Source organism: Clostridium sp. HBUAS56017, from assembly GCF_007115085.1.
GTDB classification, from domain to species: Bacteria; Bacillota; Clostridia; order Clostridiales; family Clostridiaceae; genus Clostridium; species Clostridium cibarium.
The window spans coordinates 124,847-143,989 of record NZ_SULK01000008.1; the positions used below are offsets into that span (position 1 = coordinate 124,847).

Below are 19,143 nucleotides of genomic sequence, written 5' to 3' on the forward strand. Positions count from 1 at the left end.
ATTAGAAGACAAGGAGATATTATATGGAAAAAAGATCGCTTTTTCAAAGACTGGAAAATTTACCGGTTCCAATTCTTCCAACAATATTAGGTACTGCATCAATATCAAATGTATATTCTAATTTAGGATATACTTGGATAAGGCATATTTCAATGTGGGCAGCAACAATTGTTTTAATAACGTACATAATAAAAATTATATTTTATTTTGATACATGCAAAAAAGAATATTCTAATACTGTACCAGCTAGTTTGTATGCTGCTTTTAGTATGATTTTAATGATTTTAGGAAGTTACTATTTTGATTATAATCAAGCTATAGGAAAGATTATGTGGTTTAGCGGAATTGGTATTCATGCTATACATATTTTAGTGTTTACATATAAAAATGTTATTAAAGGTATAAATAAAGATACTTTCGTTCCTAGTTGGTTTGTTACTTATAATGGAATAATGGTGTCTACATCTATTGGAGTACCTATGAACGAGCCGATAATAGGAAAGATGATTGTATATTATGGAATTACTATTTTTGTACTGATAATTCCATTTATGATATACAGGTTAATAACTACAACTATTAAAGATATGTTTTATCATACCCAAGCAATTTTAGTTGCACCATCAAGTTTATGCGTAATTGGATATTTGAATTATTTTAAAGAACCTAATCCAATAATAGTATATTTGCTATATGCCTGTGTAATTTCAGCAGTAATATTTGTATTTATAAAAATACCAAAATTCTTTTCTTATGCATTTTATCCAGGGTTTGCAGGTATTACATTCTCAATGGCAATAGGAACAGTAGCTTCAACTAAGATGGCAGCCTTTTTAACTACTCAAGGTCAAACAATGATTGGTGATATGGTTAAAGAGATGTCTGGTATTCAACTTTATATAACTACAACATTTATTGCATTTGTACTTTATAATTTTTTGAAAATGCTTTTTAGTGGTTGTAAGGAGGCATAATAGAATAAAAAGGATGGTTTTATGAAAATTGCTGCTTTGGTTCTTGTTGGGGGAAAAAGTAGAAGAATGAATGGGAACAATAAAGCATTTCTTAAATTTAAGAATAAGAGCTTTATTGAAAAAATAACTGATGAGTTAAAGGTCTTTGACACAATTTATATATCAGTAGATGATAAAGAAAAGTACAAAGATTTGAATTACACCTTATTAGAAGATATTTATAAAGATATTGGACCAATAGGGGGGATATATTCAGCATTAAAAACAATTGACGAAAGATATATTTTTGTAACTGCTTGTGATATGCCTAAAATTACAAAAGATTTTATAGAATTTATTTGTAATTCAATTACGGAAGGTATTCAGTGTGTAGTAGTTCAAGATGAAAAAGGAAGAATCTATCCTTTAGGAGCAATTTATTCTAAAGATATGATTTATAACATTGAAAATATGATAGAAGAAAAAGATTATAAACTTTTAAATTTAATAAGCAGAGTTAAAACTAAAATTATACCTTTATCTGAGACTAAGTTTGATAAATGTATTTTAGAAAATATAAATAATTTGGAACAATATAATAAACTTGAAGATTAAAACAACAATTAAATAGTCTCCGTGCAAAAATATCTAAGGAATAATATCTATGATATTGCGCCAAAGTGAAAATAATCACTTTCAGGGTTATATGGGAAACTGTTTAGCCTTCCATGTTTGAAAAGGAGTATTATTTAATTTTTAAATAATGAATAATATTAATTGCATATTACTTTTGAATATACAGCTATATTGTTCATGCCTTGTTATTTAGGTAGGATGATATGGTTTTTTATAGATTATAATTTTAAAATTTTTACACTAACAGAAACTTAAAGATAAATTGAAGCTTATTAGGAGGCAGAATTATGAAGAAAATTGCTACAGTTGATGCAATAGGGCATGTAATATGTCATGATATTACGAGGATTATTAAAGATGTAGTAAAGGATGTTGCTTTTAAAAAAGGGCACGTAGTTAAGAAAGAGGATATCCCTGTATTATTATCAATAGGGAAAGAACATCTGTATGTTTGGGAAAAAAAAGAGGGGATGCTCCATGAAAATGAAGCAGCAGAAATATTATATGAAATTTGCAACAATGAAAATGTTAAACCTTCAGAAGTTAAGGAAGGAAAGATTGAAGTAATTGCTGATATAGATGGTTTATTTAGAGTTGATGTGAAAAAGTTAGATATGATTAACGAATTAGATGAAATTATGATTGCTACAAGGCACACTAATTATCCAGTTAAAAAGGGAGAAATATTAGCAGGCACAAGGGTTATACCTCTTATTATAGAAAAAGAGAAGTTAGAAAAAGCACAAAAGATTGCGGGAGATATGCCAATTATGGAGTTATTACCATATAAGAAGATGAAAGCTGGAATAGTCACAACAGGAAGTGAGGTTTATCATGGAAGAATTAAGGATACATTTACCCCAGTTGTTATAAATAAACTTAATCAATATGAGATTAGTGTTTGTGATCATAAAATAGTAAATGATGAAACTGAAATGATAATAAATGCTATTAGTGAATTAAAGAAAAATGGTGCAGATCTTATTGTTTGTACAGGAGGCATGAGTGTAGACCCTGATGATTTAACACCAAGTTCAATTAGAAAAAGTGGAGCAAAGATTATTTGTTATGGAGCACCAGTACTACCAGGAGCTATGTTCTTACTTGGATATTTTGAAGATGGGACACCTATTATGGGATTGCCAGGTTGTGTGATGTACTCAAACGCAACTATATTCGACTTGGTATTACCAAGGATAGCTGCTGGAATTTCGGTTACAAAGAGTGATATTTCAAAAATGGGACATGGAGGATTATGCCTTCGTTGTACAAAATGTACATATCCTAGATGCGGATTTGGAAAGGGAGTATAAGTTTTGCTTAATATTGAATTAGAAGAAGCTATTAAGTTGATGAATAAAAGCATAAAAGAAAATGGAGAAGCAGAAGAAATTGAATTAATAGATGCTAGTGGGAGAGTAGCATGTGAAGATATTTATGCACCTATAAATAACCCACCATTTGATCGTTCGCCTCTTGATGGATATGCGCTTATAGCAAAAGATACTAAAGGTGCAAGCAAAGAAAATGTAAAAAAGTTAAAAGTTGTAGATTGTATATTTGCTGGAGGATATAGTGAAAAAGTACTTGAGAGAGGTCAAGCGATTAGAATTATGACAGGTGCAAAAATTCCAAAAGGCGCAAATTGTGTAGTAAGACAGGAAAATACTAACTATGGTGAAAATGATGTTGAAATTTATGAAGAACTTTCAGAATATGATAATTATTGTTTTGCTGGTGAAGATATAGAAAAAGGGGAATTATTGATAAAGAGTGGGGAATTGCTCACTTACGTGCATATTGGAATTCTCTCCAGTATGGGAATTTCAAATGTTAAAGTAAAATCTAAGCTAAAGATTGCTTTGCTTGTTACTGGTGATGAAGTTGGAATCTCGGGATATCCATTAATGGAAGGAAAAATTTATGATAGCAATCTTAATTTAATTAATTCAAGGTTGAGAGAGTTTGGATTGAGAACAGTTATTTCAGAAATTATTGAGGATGATGGAGAAAAGGTTGGAAAAAGAATAGATGAGATTATAGATAAAGTAGATCTAGTGATCACAACAGGTGGTGTTTCTGTTGGGGAAAAAGATATATTACATGATGCATTACCTCGTATAGGAGCAAAAAGAGTTTTTTGGAAGGTTAATTTAAAGCCAGGAACTCCAGCGATGTATTCTTTATATAAAGATAAGCCTATATTATCTCTATCTGGAAATCCTTTTGCGGCACTTACAACTTTTGAACTTTTGGCAAGACCGGTTTTAGCTAAGTTAACTGGGGATAAAAATTTAAGTCCTAAAAAAGTTGAAGGAATTATGGAAGATGAATTTAATAAGCCAAGCATGAGAAGAAGGTTTATACGTGCTTATTTTAATAGTGGTAAAGTTAAATTTAAAGGAAATAAACATTCTTCAGGAGTGCTTTCATCGATGATAGAATGTAACTGTTTGATAGATGTACCTAAAGGGACTAAGAAATTGAGTAAGGGTGACAAGATAGATATTTTTTTACTTTAAGTAATAATCAGAGAATTTAAAGGAAGTGCAATATATGGAAAATAAATTTAGTCATTTCGATTTAGATGGAAATGCAGTTATGGTTGATATTTCAGAAAAAAATATAACATCAAGAACAGCAATTGCTAAGGGAAAAATTTTTGTTAATGGTAGTGTTATGGAATCAATTTTAAATAAAACTGTTAAAAAGGGAGATGTTCTTGGAGTAGCGAGAATTGCTGGAATAATGGGAGTAAAGAAGACTTCAGAGTTAATTCCAATGTGTCATCCATTAATGATTAGTAAATGTAAAGTTGATTTTCAAGTAAATAAGGAGCAGAGTTACATAGAAGCGATATGCACAGTTAAAGTAGAAGGTAAAACAGGTGTGGAAATGGAAGCTTTGACGGGAGTAAATATAACACTTCTTACTATTTATGATATGTGCAAAGCTATAGATAAAACTATGGAAATTTCGGAAATCTATTTAGAGAAGAAAACTGGTGGAAAAAGTGGAGAGTTTTTAAATGAAAAACAAAGATAAACCTACATTGATTGCTATAAGTGGAGTGAAGAATTCTGGAAAGACAACACTTATAACAAAGATAATACCTAAGTTAGTTAATCTAGGATATAAGGTTGCTACAATTAAACATGATGGACATGAATTTCAAAGCGATATAGAAGGAACTGATTCATATAGGCATAAAGAATCAGGGGCATATGGAAGTGCTATATTTTCTAAAACAAAATTAATGGTAGTTAAAGAGATGAGTGAAATTTCTGAAAAGGAGTTAATAAGGTATTTTCCGGAGGCAAATATTGTTCTGTTAGAAGGTTTTAAGAATTCTGACTACCCCAAAATTGAAGTTGTAAGAAAAGAAATTTCAAGAGATTATGTTTGTAGGAAAGAAACACTGATAGCTTTAGCAACAAATTTAAATTGTCATTTTGAAAATGTAAAAACTATTGATATAAATAGTATCGATGAAATCGTAAAAGAGCTGCTTAAGGTGTGTGAAGAGGTGTAGAAATGGTTGATATTTACGAAAGAGAAATTGATTATATAAGAATTTCAATTACTGATAGATGTAATCTTAGATGTGTCTATTGTATGCCAGAAGAGAAAATAGAATGTTTGAGCGATAATGAAGTATTATCGTATGAAGAAATAATTTATTTATGTGAAGTTTTTTCAAAGTTAGGTATTAGTAAAGTTAAAATAACTGGGGGGGAACCTTTAGTCAGAAATGATTTGTCGTACCTTATTAAAAATATAAAAGAAATAGACAATATTAATAATGTTACTTTGACTACAAATGGAATATTGTTAGAGGAACAAATTGATTCCTTAGTTAGATCAGGATTAGATGCAGTTAATATTAGTATTGATACTTTAGATGAATTTACATACAAAAACATTACTCGTATTGGAGATATAAAGAAAGTTATTAGAGGAATTGATAAAGCTTTAGAATACGAGAATCTTCTTGTTAAATTGAATTGTGTAATGATAAATGAAATAAACGACAAGCAAATACTAGAATTAGTTGAAATGATACGAAATAAGGATTTAAGCATTCGATTTATTGAACTTATGCCAATAGGAGTTGGAAAACAGAGAAAAGGTGTGAGTGAAAATGAAATAAGAAAAGTTATTGAAAAAAAGTTTGGAAAACTTAATCAATTTAATGAGTCTTTAGGTAATGGACCAAGTTGTTATTATAGTTTAGATAAATTTAAAGGAAAAATAGGTTTTATAAGTGCAGTTAGTCATAAGTTTTGTGATAAATGTAATAGGATTAGACTTACTTCTAGTGGATTTTTAAAAACTTGTCTACAATATGATAAAGGTATAGATTTGAAAAAACTTATAAGTGAGGGAAAAAGTCAAGAGGAGTTAATAGAATCTATTAAAAATGCTATCTATAATAAACCGATAGAAAATAAGTTTTTTGAAATTTATTCTCATGAGAATTTTGAACAACATATAATGTCAGAAATAGGTGGCTGACATATATTAAATAATAAAGATATTATTTAAATTTGATTTAGAGAGGAAGGCCATGTAATGGGTAGAATTATTGCTATTTGTATAAGTGAAAAGAGAGGTACAGCAAAGAAAAATATAGGTGAATGCAATATTATTGAAGGATATGGATTAGAGAATGATGCACATGGTGGTAATTGGCATAGACAAGTAAGTTTACTATCTTATAATAAAGTGCTTGATTTTAATTCCAAGGGTGGAGCAGTGGAGGATGGAGCTTTTGGTGAAAATATTCTTGTAGAAGGCATTGATTTTAGAACTTTGCCTATAGGAATAAAATTTAAATGCAATGACGTCATTCTAGAACTTACTCAAGTTGGAAAAGAGTGCCATGCTCATTGTGAAATATACAAAAGAGTTGGAGATTGTATTATGCCTAGAGAAGGGGTCTTTGCCAAGGTTATACATGGCGGTAAAATTAAAGTAGGGGATGATTTGGTATGTTTGAAGTAGCGATAATTACTTCAAGTGATAGTGGATACAGAGGAAAGAGAGAAGATAAAAGTGGTTTAGCTATTAGAAAAATAGTTGAAGAAAATGGATTTAAAGTTGTACATAAAATATTATTACCGGATGAAAAGAATATGTTAAGTGCCGAAATGAAGAGGATCTGTGATGAGAATATTGCAGACCTCATTCTTACAACGGGAGGAACAGGTTTTTCACCAAGGGATTGTATGCCAGAAGCGACTTTAGAAGCAGGGGAGAGAGTGGTTCCAGGAATACCGGAAGCTATGCGTGCGTATAGTTTGCAATTTACTAAAAGAGCGATGTTAAGTCGTGCTGTTGCCGTAATACGGAAGAAAACATTAATAATAAATTTACCAGGAAGTCCGAAGGCGGTTACAGAATGCTTAGAATATATTATAACAGAACTTGATCATGCATTAGGAATACTAAAAGGTGAAGTATCTAATTGTGCAAGGAAATAGAGTAATTTAGCTGGAATATATAATTCCAGCTAAACTACTTTAAAAAAATATGTTTTTAAAAATAAAATAAATTGTCTTTTGGGAAAGTTAAAGAAAGTATATCATTTATAGAGAAATGCATATCCTTTTTTTTGATCTTATATTCAATTGCATTTAGATAAGGAATAGTATTGTTTTTTATATATAAAGTAAAGTCAAAAGGATTTTCGATAATACTATCAATTTTGTAATAAAATGTATTTTCGATTTTTTCATCAACAGAAATCTCAAGATCATGTGCACGTATGCAGATGTATTGAACATTTTCAGGTACTTCACTATTAACTATAAATTCATATCCCCAATTCTCAGCAAAAATAGTATATTTACCGGTTTTTCTAGCTTTTGAAATATTTTTGCAACCTGTTAAAGTTGCTTCTGACAGTGATTTTGGATGTTTAAATAAATCTTTTTTGTCTCTTTTTTTTAAGGCGTTACCATTTTCATACACAACAATGTCATCACAGATTCTATATGCTTCATTTATGTTATGTGTTACGAAGATGATATTTCCGCTATAAATTTTTAATATAGACATCAATTCTTTTTCTAAATTATTTTTTAAATGTTGGTCTAAGGCAGAAAAAGGTTCATCTAAAAGCAAGATATCAGGGGAAGTTATAAGCGCTCTAGCAATAGCAACTCTTTGTTGCTGTCCACCAGATAATTGCCAAGGATAATGTTTTTCTAGTCCTGATAATCCTAATCTTTCTATATAATCATTGCTTAATAGTTTTTTTTGTTTATCATTCAAATTGGAAATTCCGAGTTCAATATTATCAATTACATTCATGTTAGGGAATAAAGCATAGTTTTGAAATAAGTATCCTACTTTTCTTTTTTGAGGACTTAAGTTTATTTTTTCTTGCGAATCAAAAAAAGTTCTATTGTTTACAATTATTTGCCCTTTAGATGGGTTAAGCAAACCTGAAATGTATTTTAAAGTCATACTTTTGCCAGAACCAGAAGCACCTAAAAATCCTAGAATCCCTCTTTCGTGTTGGAAGTTAACTTTTAAATCAAAAGAAGAAAAATTATTTTCTATATTTATGTATAATGACATAATTAGTGCCTCCTTCCTAGCAATTTAAGTTGAATGTCTGACCAGTAATTTAGAAGTAAAATTAATAATAATGTTATTAAAAATATTACAATAACCCAAAGCATTGCCCTTTTCATATCGCCACTTTCTGCTGCAAAAAAAATGGCAAGAGGCATTGTTTGTGTCTTTCCAGGAATATTTCCAGCAAGCATTAGAGTTGCACCAAACTCGCCTATGGCTCGAGCAAATGATAAAACTAATCCTGCGATAATGCCAGGCATAGCCAATGGAATAGCAATCTTATAAAATATTTTAAACTCACTAAGTCCTAGAGTTCTAGCTGCAAAGATAATATTAATGTCTATTTGCTCAAAGGCTGCACGTGAAGTCCTGTACATCATCGGGAATGATACTACTGTAGCGGCAAGTATAGTAGCGCTCCAACTGAAAATTAAAGATGTATTAAAAAGCTCTAATATCTTGCCTATGGGACCATTTTTGCCACAAATAAGTAATAAGAAGAAACCTACAACAGTTGGGGGTAAAATTAAGGGCAAAGTTAATATTCCATCCAATATTCCTTTGAGTTTTCCTTTGAAATTTGCCATCCAGTAAGAAATTATAATGCCAAAGATAAATGTTATTGCAGTTGAAATAAAAGCTGTTTTAATGGAAATCCATAAGGGAGTAATATCCATCGTTAAATCCTCCTATAAAGTAAAATTAAATTAGCAAATTAAGTTAAGTGATAACCATATTTTTTGAAAATTTTCTTACAGGTATCAGTAAATAAAAAGTCTTCAAAGGATTTAGATGCATCTATATTTTTACTAGCTTTAAGTATTCCAATTGGATATATGATAGCTGAATGCTTGTCATCTGGTATCGCTTCAATAATTTTTGAGTTGCTATCATTTAGTACGTCACTTTTATATACAAATCCAACATCAGCATTGCCTGAAGTTGACCATGCAAGTACTTCTTTTACATCTTTAGCAAAAACAAGTTTTGATGAAATTTCATTTTTAATGTTAAGGTTTTGGAAAGTTTCATCAGCATATTTTCCAGCAGGAACACTATGTGGTTCGCCAATTGCAATTTTTTTAACTTTATCGGTATTTAAATCAGAGATGCTATTTATTTCACTGTTTTTTGGGCCAACTAAAACTAAATCATTCTTAATCAAGTCTTTATCACTGTTCTCCAATAAGAAAGATTTATCATTTAAAAATTTCATTTGGTCTTGACCAGCGGAGATGAATATATCACAAGGGGCACCTTGTTCTATTTGTTGTTCAAGAGAACCAGAAGAGCCATAATTAATAGTTAAACTAATGTTAGAATTAATCTTTTTAAATTCAGTTTGTATTTCTTCCATTGCTTCTTTTAGACTTGCAGCAGCGGAAATGTTCAATTCTATTGCTCCTGATGAGTTGTTAAAAGTGCTACAAGAAGAAAGTAGTATAGTTGAAATTAGTATTATTAAAAAAGTAGAAAGTGTTAATCTTTTTTTCATAAATAAATCCTCCTATGTTAACATGCTTTTAATTATAGAGAGTATGAGCAAATAAGAACGTGATATTAGTCACGAAAAAAAGCAGGTTGTTACGGTTTTTAGATTGTGTTTTTCATATATGAAATGAAGTGAATAGAAAATAAAATTTTATAATAATTAATTAAAATTTGAAATTTTATTTTTTACTCATATAATATTATATGGTAGTTAAAAATTAAAAGATAAAAACGTATAAACAATAAAATTGAAGTCTTTTGAAAAATATAATCTAGTATAATTGAATATATGAAAAGGAAAATTGTTATAGATACGAGTTTGTTTTAAGGAGTGATATTTTTGAATAAATATAAAATAATTATGACTGGTGGGGGTACAGCTGGACATGTAACGCCTAACTTAGCGCTAATACCAAGTTTGATGAAAAATGGATTTGAGGTTAAATATATTGGTAGTAAGGATGGTATAGAGAAAGAAATTATTAGTGAAAATTCAATACCTTATTTCGGAATATCATCTGGGAAATTAAGAAGATATTTTGACCTAAAAAACATATCAGATCCTTTTAAAGTTATAAAAGGTATTTTTGAGGCTAAAAAAATATTAACAAAAGAAAAACCAGATGTTATATTTTCAAAAGGTGGATTTGTTGCTGTTCCAGTAGTTATAGCAGCGTCTATGAAAGGAATTCCAGTTGTTGCACATGAATCAGATATTACTCCAGGACTTGCTAATAAATTATCCTCACCATTTTGCAATAAACTTTGTGTCACTTTTAGAGAAAGTTTGAAATATGTAAAAGGTGGTAAAGGTGTATTGACAGGAAGCCCAATAAGGGACGAAATATTCAATGGGGTGAAGTTGAAAGGTTTAGAAATCTGCGATTTTCAAGGTAATAAAGAAATAATATTCATTATGGGAGGAAGCCTAGGGTCTAAGGTTGTCAATAATGTGGTTAGAGAAAATTTAAGAGAGTTGCTAAATGTGTATGATATTATACATATCTGCGGTAAAGGAAATATAGATGAGAATTTGAAGAACTTAAATGGTTATGTTCAATTTGAATATGTAAATGAGGAACTTCCTCATTTAATGAAATCAGCAGACTATATAATATCCAGAGCTGGTGCTAATTCCATATTTGAGTTTTTAGCTTTAAAAAAGCCAACCTTATTGATTCCACTTTCTAAAAAAGCTAGTAGGGGAGATCAAATTTTAAATGCAAGATCTTTTGAAAGGGAAGGTTATTCATTAGTGATAGAAGAGGAAGAAATAAATAAAGATACATTTTTAGAAAAAATAAATGAACTTAAAGATAATAAAAAGGAACTAGTGAGAAACATGAATAAGGGAAAAGATAAAGTCGGAAATGATGCTGTAATTCAAGTTATTATGTCAGTTATAGGGAGGAAGAAGTAAAAAGACTGAAAATTTACATTATTCCTAATTTGTCTTTCATTAGGAAATTACCTTGCAAAATTAAATTAGTGATATATAATGTAATTGGTAGGTTTATAATATCAAAAAAAGTAAAAGTTAATATTTTCACAATGTTTTATAGTCAATATATTTAACTATACTTAATTAAATATTTCTATGTTGTGAATTAATTCTAAATTTTGAAAGAGGGGTCTACGCGATGAGAAAAATGAAAACTATGGATGGAAATACTGCAGCAGCTCACATTTCTTATGCATTTACAGAAGCTACAGCAATCTATCCTATAACACCATCTTCACCAATGGCTGAACATGTTGATGAATGGGTAGCTCAAGGAAGAAAAAATATTTTTGGACAACCAGTAAGAGTTATGGAAATGCAATCAGAAGCAGGAGCAGCTGGTGCAGTACATGGTTCATTACAAGCAGGAGCATTAACAACAACTTATACTGCTTCACAAGGATTATTATTAATGATTCCTAACATGTATAAGATAGCAGGAGAAATGCTTCCAGCAGTATTCCACGTATCAGCAAGAGCACTTGCTACTTCAGCACTTAACATATTTGGTGATCACCAAGACGTTATGGCTGCAAGACAAACTGGTTTTGCAATGCTTGCAGAAGGATCAGTTCAAGAAGTTATGGATTTATCAGCAGTTGCACATTTAACTGCAATTAAATCAAGAATACCTTTCTGTAATTTCTTTGATGGATTTAGAACATCTCATGAAATTCAAAAAATCGAAGTTCTAGAATATGATGAATTAGCTAAGCTAGTTGATTATGATGCAGTAGAAGCATTCAGAAATAGAGCATTAAATCCAAATCATCCAGTAACAAAGGGTACAGCACAAAATGCTGATATATATTTCCAAGAAAGAGAATCTGTTAATAAGTTCTACGATGCAGTTCCTGAAATTGTTGAAGGATACATGGCTGAAATTACAAAGTTAACAGGAAGAGAATATCACTGTTTCGATTACTATGGAGCACCAGATGCTGATAGAGTAATAATCGCTATGGGTTCTGCTACAGATGTATGTGAAGAAACAATTGATTATTTAAATGCTAATGGACAAAAAGTTGGTGTTGTTAAGGTAAGACTTTTCAGACCATTCTCAAATGAAAGATTATTAAAGGCTATTCCAAGTACAGCTAATAAAATTGCTGTTTTAGATAGAACTAAAGAACCAGGTTCTGCTGGAGAACCATTATACCTAGATGTTAAAAATGCATTCTATGGAAAAGAAAATGCTCCAGTAATCGTTGGTGGTAGATTCGGATTAGGTTCTAAGGATCCAAATCCAGGACATATTGCTGCAGTTTATGAAAACTTAGCAAAAGATGAACCAAAGAATGGATTTACAATTGGTATAGTTGATGATGTTACAAATACATCATTAGAAGTACATGAAGATATAGATGCTACACCAGAAGGAACTACAGCTTGTAAGTTCTGGGGATTAGGATCAGATGGTACTGTTGGAGCTAACAAGAGTGCTATAAAGATTATTGGAGATCATACAGATATGTATGCTCAAGGATATTTCTTCTATGATTCAAAGAAATCAGGAGGAATTACAGTATCTCACTTAAGATTTGGTAAGAAGGCAATTAAGTCACCATATTTAATAAATAAGGCAGACTTCGTTTCATGCTCTAACCAATCATATATCCACAAATACAATGTACTTGATGGATTAAAGGCAGGATCTACATTCTTATTAAATACTATCTGGACTCCAGAAGATTTAGAAGAAAAATTACCTGCTTCATATAAGAGATTTATAGCAAACAATAACATTAAGTTCTATACTTTAAATGCTGTTGCTATAGCTCAAGAAATTGGTCTTGGTGGAAGAATTAACATGATAATGCAATCAGCATTCTTCAAGTTAGCTAAGATTATTCCATTAGAAGATGCAATAAAATATTTAAAAGACGCTGTTGTTACTTCTTATGGTAAGAAGGGACAAAAAGTTGTAGATATGAATAATGCAGCTATTGATAAGGGCGTTGAGGCAATAGTTGAAATTAAGATACCAGAAGCTTGGAAGACAGCTGTAGATAAAGAAGTTGCTGATACTAAGAAGAAGTCAGACTTCGTTAAGAATATAGTAATTCCAATGAATAGACAAGAAGGAGATTCTCTTCCAGTTTCTACATTCGTAGGTATGGAAGATGGTACTTTCGAAGCAGGTACTGCAGCTTTCGAAAAGAGAGGAATAGCTGTTAATGTACCAGCATGGCAATCAGATAAGTGTATACAATGTAATCAATGTTCATTTGTATGTCCACATGCTGCAATTAGACCTGTACTATTAACTGATGAAGAAGCTAAGAATGCTCCAGAATCATTAAAGGCAGTTCCAGCTAAGGCATTAAAGACAGAAGAACCATTACAATACTTTATGGCAGTTACTCCATTAGACTGTTCAGGTTGTGGAAACTGTGCTCAAGTATGTCCAGCTCCAGGAAAAGCATTAGTAATGCAACCACAAGATACATTAGCTGATCAAATGGAAGCTTGGGATTACAGCATGGACAAGGTATCACCTAAGGAAAACCCAATGAGTAAGACTACAGTAAAGGGAAGCCAATTTGAGCAACCATTACTTGAGTTCTCAGGTGCTTGTGCAGGTTGTGGAGAAACTCCATATGCTAAGCTTATAACTCAATTATTTGGTGACAGAATGATGATAGCAAATGCAACAGGATGTTCATCAATTTGGGGAGGATCTGCTCCTTCAACTCCATATACAAAGAATCATAATGGACATGGTCCAGCTTGGGCTAACTCATTATTCGAAGATAATGCTGAATATGGATTAGGAATGCACTTAGGAGTTAAATCAATTAGAGCTAGAATAGCTGAAAATTGTGAAAAAGCATTAGCTGCTGGTTTAGATGGTGAAGCTAAGGCTGCTGTTGAAGATTGGTTAGCTAACATCGACAACGGTGAAGGAACTAGAACTAGAGCAGAAAGATTAGAAGCTGCTTTAGAAGCTGTTAATACTCCAGAAGCTAAGGCAATATTAAAAGAAAAAGACTTCTTCGTTAAGAGATCTCAATGGATCTTCGGAGGAGACGGATGGGCTTACGATATCGGATTCGGTGGAGTAGACCACGTATTAGCATCAGGAGAAGATGTAAATATATTTGTATTTGACACAGAAGTTTATTCAAATACTGGTGGACAATCTTCAAAATCTACTCCAACTGCTGCAATAGCTAAGTTTGCTGCAAGTGGTAAGAAAACAAAGAAGAAAGACCTTGGTATGATGGCAATGAGCTATGGTTATGTGTATGTTGCTCAAGTTAATATTGGAGCAGACAAGAACCAAGCACTTAAGGCTATAGCTGAAGCTGAAGCTTATAAGGGGCCATCACTAATCATTGGTTATGCACCATGTATCAACCATGGAATTAAAATTGGTATGGGTAACAGCCAATTAGAAGCTAAGAGAGCTACTGATTGTGGATACTGGCAAATGTACAGATTCAATCCACAATTAAAGGGAACTAAGAATCCATTTACATTAGATTCTAAGGAACCAACAGCAGACTTCAAGGAATTCTTAATGGGTGAAGTTAGATATGCTTCATTAGCTAAAGCATTCCCAGAAGCAGCTGATGCATTATTTGAAAAGACTTATCAAGATGCACAAGAAAGATTAGCAAGCTACAAGAAATTAGCTGCTGAATAATATAAATTAAAATAGAAACGGGCGTTAAGCCCGTTTTTATTTTATATAACTATAAAATTAGTTATATAATTGGAAAAATTGTAGTTTGAAAATTAAAAGTAAATATTACTTTTAATTTTGGTTAAATAAGGGTACAATGAGAATGATACTAAAATTTTAGGAGGTAAGAAGATGGATAAGGACGAAAAGAAGTGTGGATGCGGACATAATCATGAACATGAGCACGAAGGTTGTGGATGCGGACATAATCATGAACATAGTCATGAAGGGTGTGGATGTGGACACGATCATGATGAAGAAAACTTTGTTATTGATTTAGAAGATGACAATGGGAATGTTGTATCATGCCCTATAATAGATGCTTTTGAATATGAAGGTAATGAATATGTATTAGCTCAACATCCAGAGGATGATTCAGTATATATGTTTAAATCTGAGAATGATGAATTAGTAGTACCGGATGAAGAAGAATTTAATAGAGTTGCTACTTATTATAACGAAGAATTAGTAGAGAAATAATAAAAGAGTGGTTTTGCCACTCTTTTTTTGTAAAAAATAGATAGAAAAATGAACATGTAAGATTTACATTATACCATAATAATGCTATATTCTTTATATATGGCAAGGAAGGTGTAAAAAATGAAATATGCTGATTTACATATTCATTCTTCGTATTCAGATGGATGCTTATGCCCTGAGGAAATAGTTAAAATGGCTAAAGAAAGAGGGGTGAAATGCATTTCGATAACAGACCATGATACCATAGCTTCACAATATATAGTTAAAGAAAGAAAATCGGAATTAATTGTTATACCAGGTATAGAATTTAGTACTGAGTACAATGATTTGGAAATACACATTTTAGGATATCGTATAGATATAGAAAATCCAAAATTATCTGAGGCTATATATAAATTAAGAGATGCAAGGATAGAAAGAGCAAAAGATATTATAAATATATTAAAGGATAAAGATATATTTATAGATATTGATGATTTGATAAAAGATGGCGACTTCTCATTGGGAAGAGGAAACATAGCAAAAGAGATGGTGAAGAAAGGTTATGTTAGCAACTTTAAAGAAGCTTTTACGAAGTATCTTATGCAAGGTAAAATTGCATATGTACAAGGCAAGAAACAAAGTTATAAAGAGATTATAAAATTGATAGAAGAATGTGGTGGCATAGCAGTTCTTGCACATCCAGGGAAGATTTATAGAAGTATTGAAGTTGAAAAGATAATAAAAGAATTAAAGTGTTATGGATTGAAAGGATTAGAAGTATATCATCCAAGCCATTCTAAGGAGCAGATAAATTATTTTTATAATTTAAGCAAAAAATATAAATTACTGATTACAGGTGGAAGTGATTTTCATGGGGTTAAGAATGGTGATTGTTCACTTGGGAGTCAGGGAATATCTGAGTTATTATTAGATAAGATAATAAATATAAAACAAAAGTGATAATGGAGGAATAAAAATGGGATATTCAAAGAAGGCGGAAAATATAACTCCGTCAATTACTTTAGGAATTACAACAAAAGCAAAGGAGTTATCTGATGCAGGAGTTGATGTAGTAAGCTTTGGAGTTGGGGAACCCGATTTTAATACACCTAAGCATATAATTGAGGCTGCAATAAAAGCAATGGAGGAAGGAAAGACAAAATATACTCCTACACCAGGAATACTTGAATTAAGAAAAGCAATATGCAATAAATTTAAAGTGGATAATGATTTAAGCTATACTCCTGAACAAATTGTTGTATCAACAGGGGCGAAACAATGCTTAGCTAATGCGTTTATGGCAATTTTGAATCCAGGAGATGAGGTGTTAGTTTCATCTCCATATTGGGTTAGTTATCCTGAATTAATCAAATTAGCTGATGGTATTCCTGTTATTGTAGAAACTGATAGGGAAAGCAATTATAAATTTAATTTAGAGTTGTTAGATAAATATGTGACAAATAAAACAAAAGCAATAATTATAAATAGTCCTAATAATCCTACAGGAACAGTATACTCTAAAAAAGAGTTAGAAGTAATTGCAAAGTTTGCAGAGGATAAAGGCCTAATAATTATATCTGATGAAATATATGAAAAATTAATATATGGTAAAGAAAAACATGTAAGTATTGCGAGTATTTCAGAGGATAGTTATAAAAGAACTATAGTTATAAATGGATTATCAAAGGCTTATGCTATGACTGGTTGGAGACTAGGGTATGTTGCCGCAGATAAAAAAATTTCAAAGTTAATGGCAAGTATACAAAGTCATATATCATCAAATGCTAATTCTATAACTCAGTATGCAGCTGTTGCAGCCTTAAACGGTCCTGAAGATGATCAAAAAAATATGGTATTAGAATTTGAAAAAAGGAGAAACTATATGTTGGAAAGGATATCTAAAATGAAAGATATTTCATGTATAGAACCTTCAGGAGCATTTTATGTAATGATGAATATAGAGAAATTCTTTGGTAGGTCAATAAATGGTAAGGTCATTAATGGCTCTGTAGAATTTTCTGATTTGCTTCTAGATCAAGAAAAAGTAGCAGTAGTCCCAGGAGCTGGATTTGGGGCTGATAGTTATGTAAGGCTTTCTTATGCAACTTCAATGGACATAATAAAAAAAGGATTAGATAGAATTGAGAAGTTTATAGAAAAAATTAAAAAGTAATGAAGAAAGCGAAGAGTGTAAAATACATCTTCGCTTTATTATATTATGATTTATTTATTGTTATAATTGTAATATAATAATCTTATATAATAGTGGGAGGAAGACTGTGAAAAAACTAGCAATATTTGATGTGGATTATACAATAACAAAAAAAGAAACTTTAATGGAGTTATATATATATAGTATTAAAGAAAATAAGAAAAATATTAAATATTTACCAAGAGCTCTGTTTAGTGGATTTATGTATTTGGGAAAAATATATGATGAAAAAAGAGTAAAAGAAAGTTTTCTTAAATTTTTGGAAAACTTTGATGAGGAAGAATTTAAAAAGTTAATGAAAAGATTTTACAAGAATAGATTAAGTAAAATAATATATGAAGATTCATTAACTATGATGAAAAAATTGAAAAGTGAAGGATATGACATATATTTAATCTCAGCTTCTCCAGAGTTTTATTTAAACGAATTATATGCTATTAAAGAGGTAGATAAGATAATAGGAACTAGGTTTGGTTTTAGTAAAGGAAAGTTTGTACGAAGTATGGATGGAGAAAACTGCAAGGGAGAAGAAAAAGTTAAGAGGTTGATGGAAGTCTTAAAAAAGGAAAATACAAAGGTTGACTTTAAAGAATCATATATGTTTTCGGATTCATTATCAGATAAACCGCTATTTGATTTAGTTGGTCATCCATATTTAATAAACTATAAAAAGAAACATGATATTGAAGTATTAAACTGGAAGTAAGGAGGGGAATATAGGGGTATGGAAGTTACAAAAGAATTTTTTATTGAAGGAAAACAAATTAAAACCGTAGATGAATGGATAGATGAGGAAAGTAAGGGATTAATTTATGAAGTAATACGTATCATAAATTGTAAACCTTTATTTTATGAGGAACATTATAGGCGAATGGTTAACTCATGTCGTTTGGCAGAAGGAAATTTATATGTGGAGGAATTAGAGTTAAGAGAGTTAATTAGGAAATTAGTAGATGTAAATAAGGCTCAAGAAGGAAATGTGAAAGTAACATATAATATGAAAAGTGGAAATGTTAGGTTGTTTTTTATACCACATTCATATCCGACTAACAAGATGTACAGAATTGGAGTTGAAACTATATTATATTATGGAGAAAGGGATAATCCGAATGCGAAGATTATAAATAATAGTTTTAGAGAAAAAGTCAATACAGAAATTAAAAAGAAAAATGCATATGAGGCTATATTAGTAGATAGAAATAATTTAATAACTGAGGGAAGTAGGTCAAATATATTTTTAATAAAAAATAGTTGCCTATATACATCTAAGGTGGAATCTGTTTTGCCTGGAGTTACCAGAACAGAGATTATTAAAGTAGCGAAGAAAAATGGAATAGAAGTGTTTGAAGAAAATATAAATGCAGAAAAAATAGGGGAATTCGATGCTATGTTTATTTCAGGGACATCACCTAATGTATTGCCTATAAATATGGTAGATGATACAAAATTTAATGTGAACAATGAGTTGATGAGAGCGATTATGGCGTTATTTTTAGAAGAAATAGAAAGTTGTGTAAAATGATATAATAAAAAACTAATATAAATGATATAATATTGATTTTCTATATATTACAATAGTATATCATATATGATATACTTAAGGGGTAAGGAGAGA

General features: G+C 30.7%; 19 protein-coding genes and 1 riboswitch. Of the genes, 16 read left to right on the forward strand and 3 right to left on the reverse strand.

The annotated features are described in order from the left end of the window. Positions 1-23: 23 nt before the first annotated feature. From FAY47_RS09005 to FAY47_RS09045, 9 genes are all read left to right on the forward strand, one after another. A complete protein-coding gene (locus tag FAY47_RS09005; protein ID WP_143316374.1) occupies positions 24-974 on the forward strand; it encodes a TDT family transporter in 951 nt (316 codons plus the stop codon). Positions 975-995: 21 nt separating this feature from the next. After that, positions 996-1,568, forward strand: a complete 573-nt coding sequence (locus FAY47_RS09010; RefSeq protein ID WP_143316375.1) for a molybdenum cofactor guanylyltransferase — start codon at positions 996-998, stop codon at positions 1,566-1,568. A gap of 5 nt (positions 1,569-1,573) precedes the next feature. Then, a riboswitch (molybdenum cofactor riboswitch) is annotated at positions 1,574-1,713 on the forward strand. Positions 1,714-1,876: 163 nt separating this feature from the next. Continuing rightward, positions 1,877-2,902: a molybdopterin-binding protein gene (locus FAY47_RS09015; protein WP_143316376.1), complete on the forward strand. Its 1,026-nt coding sequence runs from the start codon at positions 1,877-1,879 to the stop codon at positions 2,900-2,902. Between the two features lie 3 nt (positions 2,903-2,905). Then, on the forward strand, positions 2,906-4,111 hold the full coding sequence (gene glp / locus FAY47_RS09020) for a gephyrin-like molybdotransferase Glp (RefSeq protein ID WP_143316377.1): 1,206 nt from the start codon (positions 2,906-2,908) through the stop codon (positions 4,109-4,111). A gap of 34 nt (positions 4,112-4,145) precedes the next feature. Then, positions 4,146-4,634, forward strand: coding sequence for a cyclic pyranopterin monophosphate synthase MoaC (moaC, locus tag FAY47_RS09025; protein WP_143316378.1), 489 nt, complete (start codon positions 4,146-4,148; stop codon positions 4,632-4,634). Continuing rightward, positions 4,618-5,121 (forward strand): molybdopterin-guanine dinucleotide biosynthesis protein B, encoded by a 504-nt coding sequence (gene mobB / locus FAY47_RS09030; protein ID WP_143316379.1) that lies wholly within the window; start codon positions 4,618-4,620, stop codon positions 5,119-5,121. The genes moaC and mobB overlap by 17 nt, the downstream gene beginning before the upstream one ends. Positions 5,122-5,123: 2 nt before the next feature. Then, entirely contained in the window at positions 5,124-6,104 is a 981-nt protein-coding gene (gene moaA / locus FAY47_RS09035) for a GTP 3',8-cyclase MoaA (protein WP_143316380.1), read from the forward strand. A 57-nt stretch (positions 6,105-6,161) separates the two neighbouring features. Continuing rightward, positions 6,162-6,593, forward strand: a complete 432-nt coding sequence (locus tag FAY47_RS09040; protein WP_143316381.1) for an MOSC domain-containing protein — start codon at positions 6,162-6,164, stop codon at positions 6,591-6,593. After that, positions 6,581-7,072 carry a MogA/MoaB family molybdenum cofactor biosynthesis protein gene (locus tag FAY47_RS09045; RefSeq protein WP_143316382.1) on the forward strand — a complete coding sequence of 164 codons (492 nt, stop codon included), beginning with the start codon at positions 6,581-6,583 and terminating at the stop codon, positions 7,070-7,072. Before FAY47_RS09040 ends, FAY47_RS09045 begins: the two co-directional genes overlap by 13 nt. A gap of 55 nt (positions 7,073-7,127) precedes the next feature. On the opposite strand, the gene FAY47_RS09050 is transcribed toward FAY47_RS09045, so the two are convergent. From FAY47_RS09050 to modA, 3 genes are read right to left on the reverse strand one after another with little or no spacing between them, the layout of a single operon-like run. After that, the gene (locus FAY47_RS09050; protein ID WP_143316383.1) at positions 7,128-8,174 is read right to left on the reverse strand and encodes an ATP-binding cassette domain-containing protein; all 1,047 of its coding nucleotides are present in this window, start codon (positions 8,172-8,174) and stop codon (positions 7,128-7,130) included. Positions 8,175-8,176: 2 nt separating this feature from the next. Further along, positions 8,177-8,851, reverse strand: coding sequence for a molybdate ABC transporter permease subunit (modB, locus tag FAY47_RS09055; protein ID WP_143316384.1), 675 nt, complete (start codon positions 8,849-8,851; stop codon positions 8,177-8,179). Positions 8,852-8,889: 38 nt separating this feature from the next. After that, positions 8,890-9,669 carry a molybdate ABC transporter substrate-binding protein gene (gene modA, locus FAY47_RS09060; RefSeq protein ID WP_143316385.1) on the reverse strand — a complete coding sequence of 260 codons (780 nt, stop codon included), beginning with the start codon at positions 9,667-9,669 and terminating at the stop codon, positions 8,890-8,892. A gap of 336 nt (positions 9,670-10,005) precedes the next feature. Here modA and FAY47_RS09065 point away from each other — a divergent pair, with 336 nt between their 5' ends. The 7 genes from FAY47_RS09065 (at position 10,006) to FAY47_RS09095 (ending at position 19,050) form a co-directional block, all read left to right on the forward strand. Beyond that, the gene (locus FAY47_RS09065; protein ID WP_143316386.1) at positions 10,006-11,085 is read left to right on the forward strand and encodes an undecaprenyldiphospho-muramoylpentapeptide beta-N-acetylglucosaminyltransferase; all 1,080 of its coding nucleotides are present in this window, start codon (positions 10,006-10,008) and stop codon (positions 11,083-11,085) included. Between the two features lie 220 nt (positions 11,086-11,305). After that, a complete protein-coding gene (nifJ, locus tag FAY47_RS09070; RefSeq protein WP_143316387.1) occupies positions 11,306-14,815 on the forward strand; it encodes a pyruvate:ferredoxin (flavodoxin) oxidoreductase in 3,510 nt (1,169 codons plus the stop codon). 171 nt (positions 14,816-14,986) lie between these two features. Continuing rightward, entirely contained in the window at positions 14,987-15,334 is a 348-nt protein-coding gene (locus FAY47_RS09075) for a DUF1292 domain-containing protein (protein ID WP_143316388.1), read from the forward strand. Positions 15,335-15,454: 120 nt separating this feature from the next. Beyond that, the gene (locus FAY47_RS09080) at positions 15,455-16,276 is read left to right on the forward strand and encodes a PHP domain-containing protein (RefSeq protein WP_143316389.1); all 822 of its coding nucleotides are present in this window, start codon (positions 15,455-15,457) and stop codon (positions 16,274-16,276) included. 16 nt (positions 16,277-16,292) lie between these two features. Beyond that, positions 16,293-17,489: a pyridoxal phosphate-dependent aminotransferase gene (locus tag FAY47_RS09085; RefSeq protein ID WP_143316390.1), complete on the forward strand. Its 1,197-nt coding sequence runs from the start codon at positions 16,293-16,295 to the stop codon at positions 17,487-17,489. A gap of 106 nt (positions 17,490-17,595) precedes the next feature. After that, positions 17,596-18,234: an HAD-IB family hydrolase gene (locus FAY47_RS09090; protein WP_143316391.1), complete on the forward strand. Its 639-nt coding sequence runs from the start codon at positions 17,596-17,598 to the stop codon at positions 18,232-18,234. An 18-nt stretch (positions 18,235-18,252) separates the two neighbouring features. Further along, a complete protein-coding gene (locus FAY47_RS09095) occupies positions 18,253-19,050 on the forward strand; it encodes an aminotransferase class IV (protein WP_143316392.1) in 798 nt (265 codons plus the stop codon). Positions 19,051-19,143 lie beyond the last annotated feature (93 nt).

What these genes read in the sequence shown, in the direction of transcription:
- FAY47_RS09005 (WP_143316374.1), top strand. Translation starts at nt 24, where the DNA reads ATGGAAAAAAGATCGCTTTTTCAAAGACTGGAAAATTTACCGGTTCCA.
- FAY47_RS09010 (WP_143316375.1), top strand. Translation starts at nt 996, where the DNA reads ATGAAAATTGCTGCTTTGGTTCTTGTTGGGGGAAAAAGTAGAAGAATG.
- FAY47_RS09015 (WP_143316376.1), top strand. Translation starts at nt 1,877, where the DNA reads ATGAAGAAAATTGCTACAGTTGATGCAATAGGGCATGTAATATGTCAT.
- moaC (WP_143316378.1), top strand. Translation starts at nt 4,146, where the DNA reads ATGGAAAATAAATTTAGTCATTTCGATTTAGATGGAAATGCAGTTATG.
- mobB (WP_143316379.1), top strand. Translation starts at nt 4,618, where the DNA reads ATGAAAAACAAAGATAAACCTACATTGATTGCTATAAGTGGAGTGAAG.
- moaA (WP_143316380.1), top strand. Translation starts at nt 5,124, where the DNA reads ATGGTTGATATTTACGAAAGAGAAATTGATTATATAAGAATTTCAATT.
- FAY47_RS09040 (WP_143316381.1), top strand. Translation starts at nt 6,162, where the DNA reads ATGGGTAGAATTATTGCTATTTGTATAAGTGAAAAGAGAGGTACAGCA.
- FAY47_RS09045 (WP_143316382.1), top strand. Translation starts at nt 6,581, where the DNA reads ATGTTTGAAGTAGCGATAATTACTTCAAGTGATAGTGGATACAGAGGA.
- FAY47_RS09050 (WP_143316383.1), bottom strand. Translation starts at nt 8,174, where the DNA reads ATGTCATTATACATAAATATAGAAAATAATTTTTCTTCTTTTGATTTA.
- modB (WP_143316384.1), bottom strand. Translation starts at nt 8,851, where the DNA reads ATGGATATTACTCCCTTATGGATTTCCATTAAAACAGCTTTTATTTCA.
- modA (WP_143316385.1), bottom strand. Translation starts at nt 9,669, where the DNA reads ATGAAAAAAAGATTAACACTTTCTACTTTTTTAATAATACTAATTTCA.
- nifJ (WP_143316387.1), top strand. Translation starts at nt 11,306, where the DNA reads ATGAGAAAAATGAAAACTATGGATGGAAATACTGCAGCAGCTCACATT.
- FAY47_RS09075 (WP_143316388.1), top strand. Translation starts at nt 14,987, where the DNA reads ATGGATAAGGACGAAAAGAAGTGTGGATGCGGACATAATCATGAACAT.
- FAY47_RS09080 (WP_143316389.1), top strand. Translation starts at nt 15,455, where the DNA reads ATGAAATATGCTGATTTACATATTCATTCTTCGTATTCAGATGGATGC.
- FAY47_RS09085 (WP_143316390.1), top strand. Translation starts at nt 16,293, where the DNA reads ATGGGATATTCAAAGAAGGCGGAAAATATAACTCCGTCAATTACTTTA.
- FAY47_RS09095 (WP_143316392.1), top strand. Translation starts at nt 18,253, where the DNA reads ATGGAAGTTACAAAAGAATTTTTTATTGAAGGAAAACAAATTAAAACC.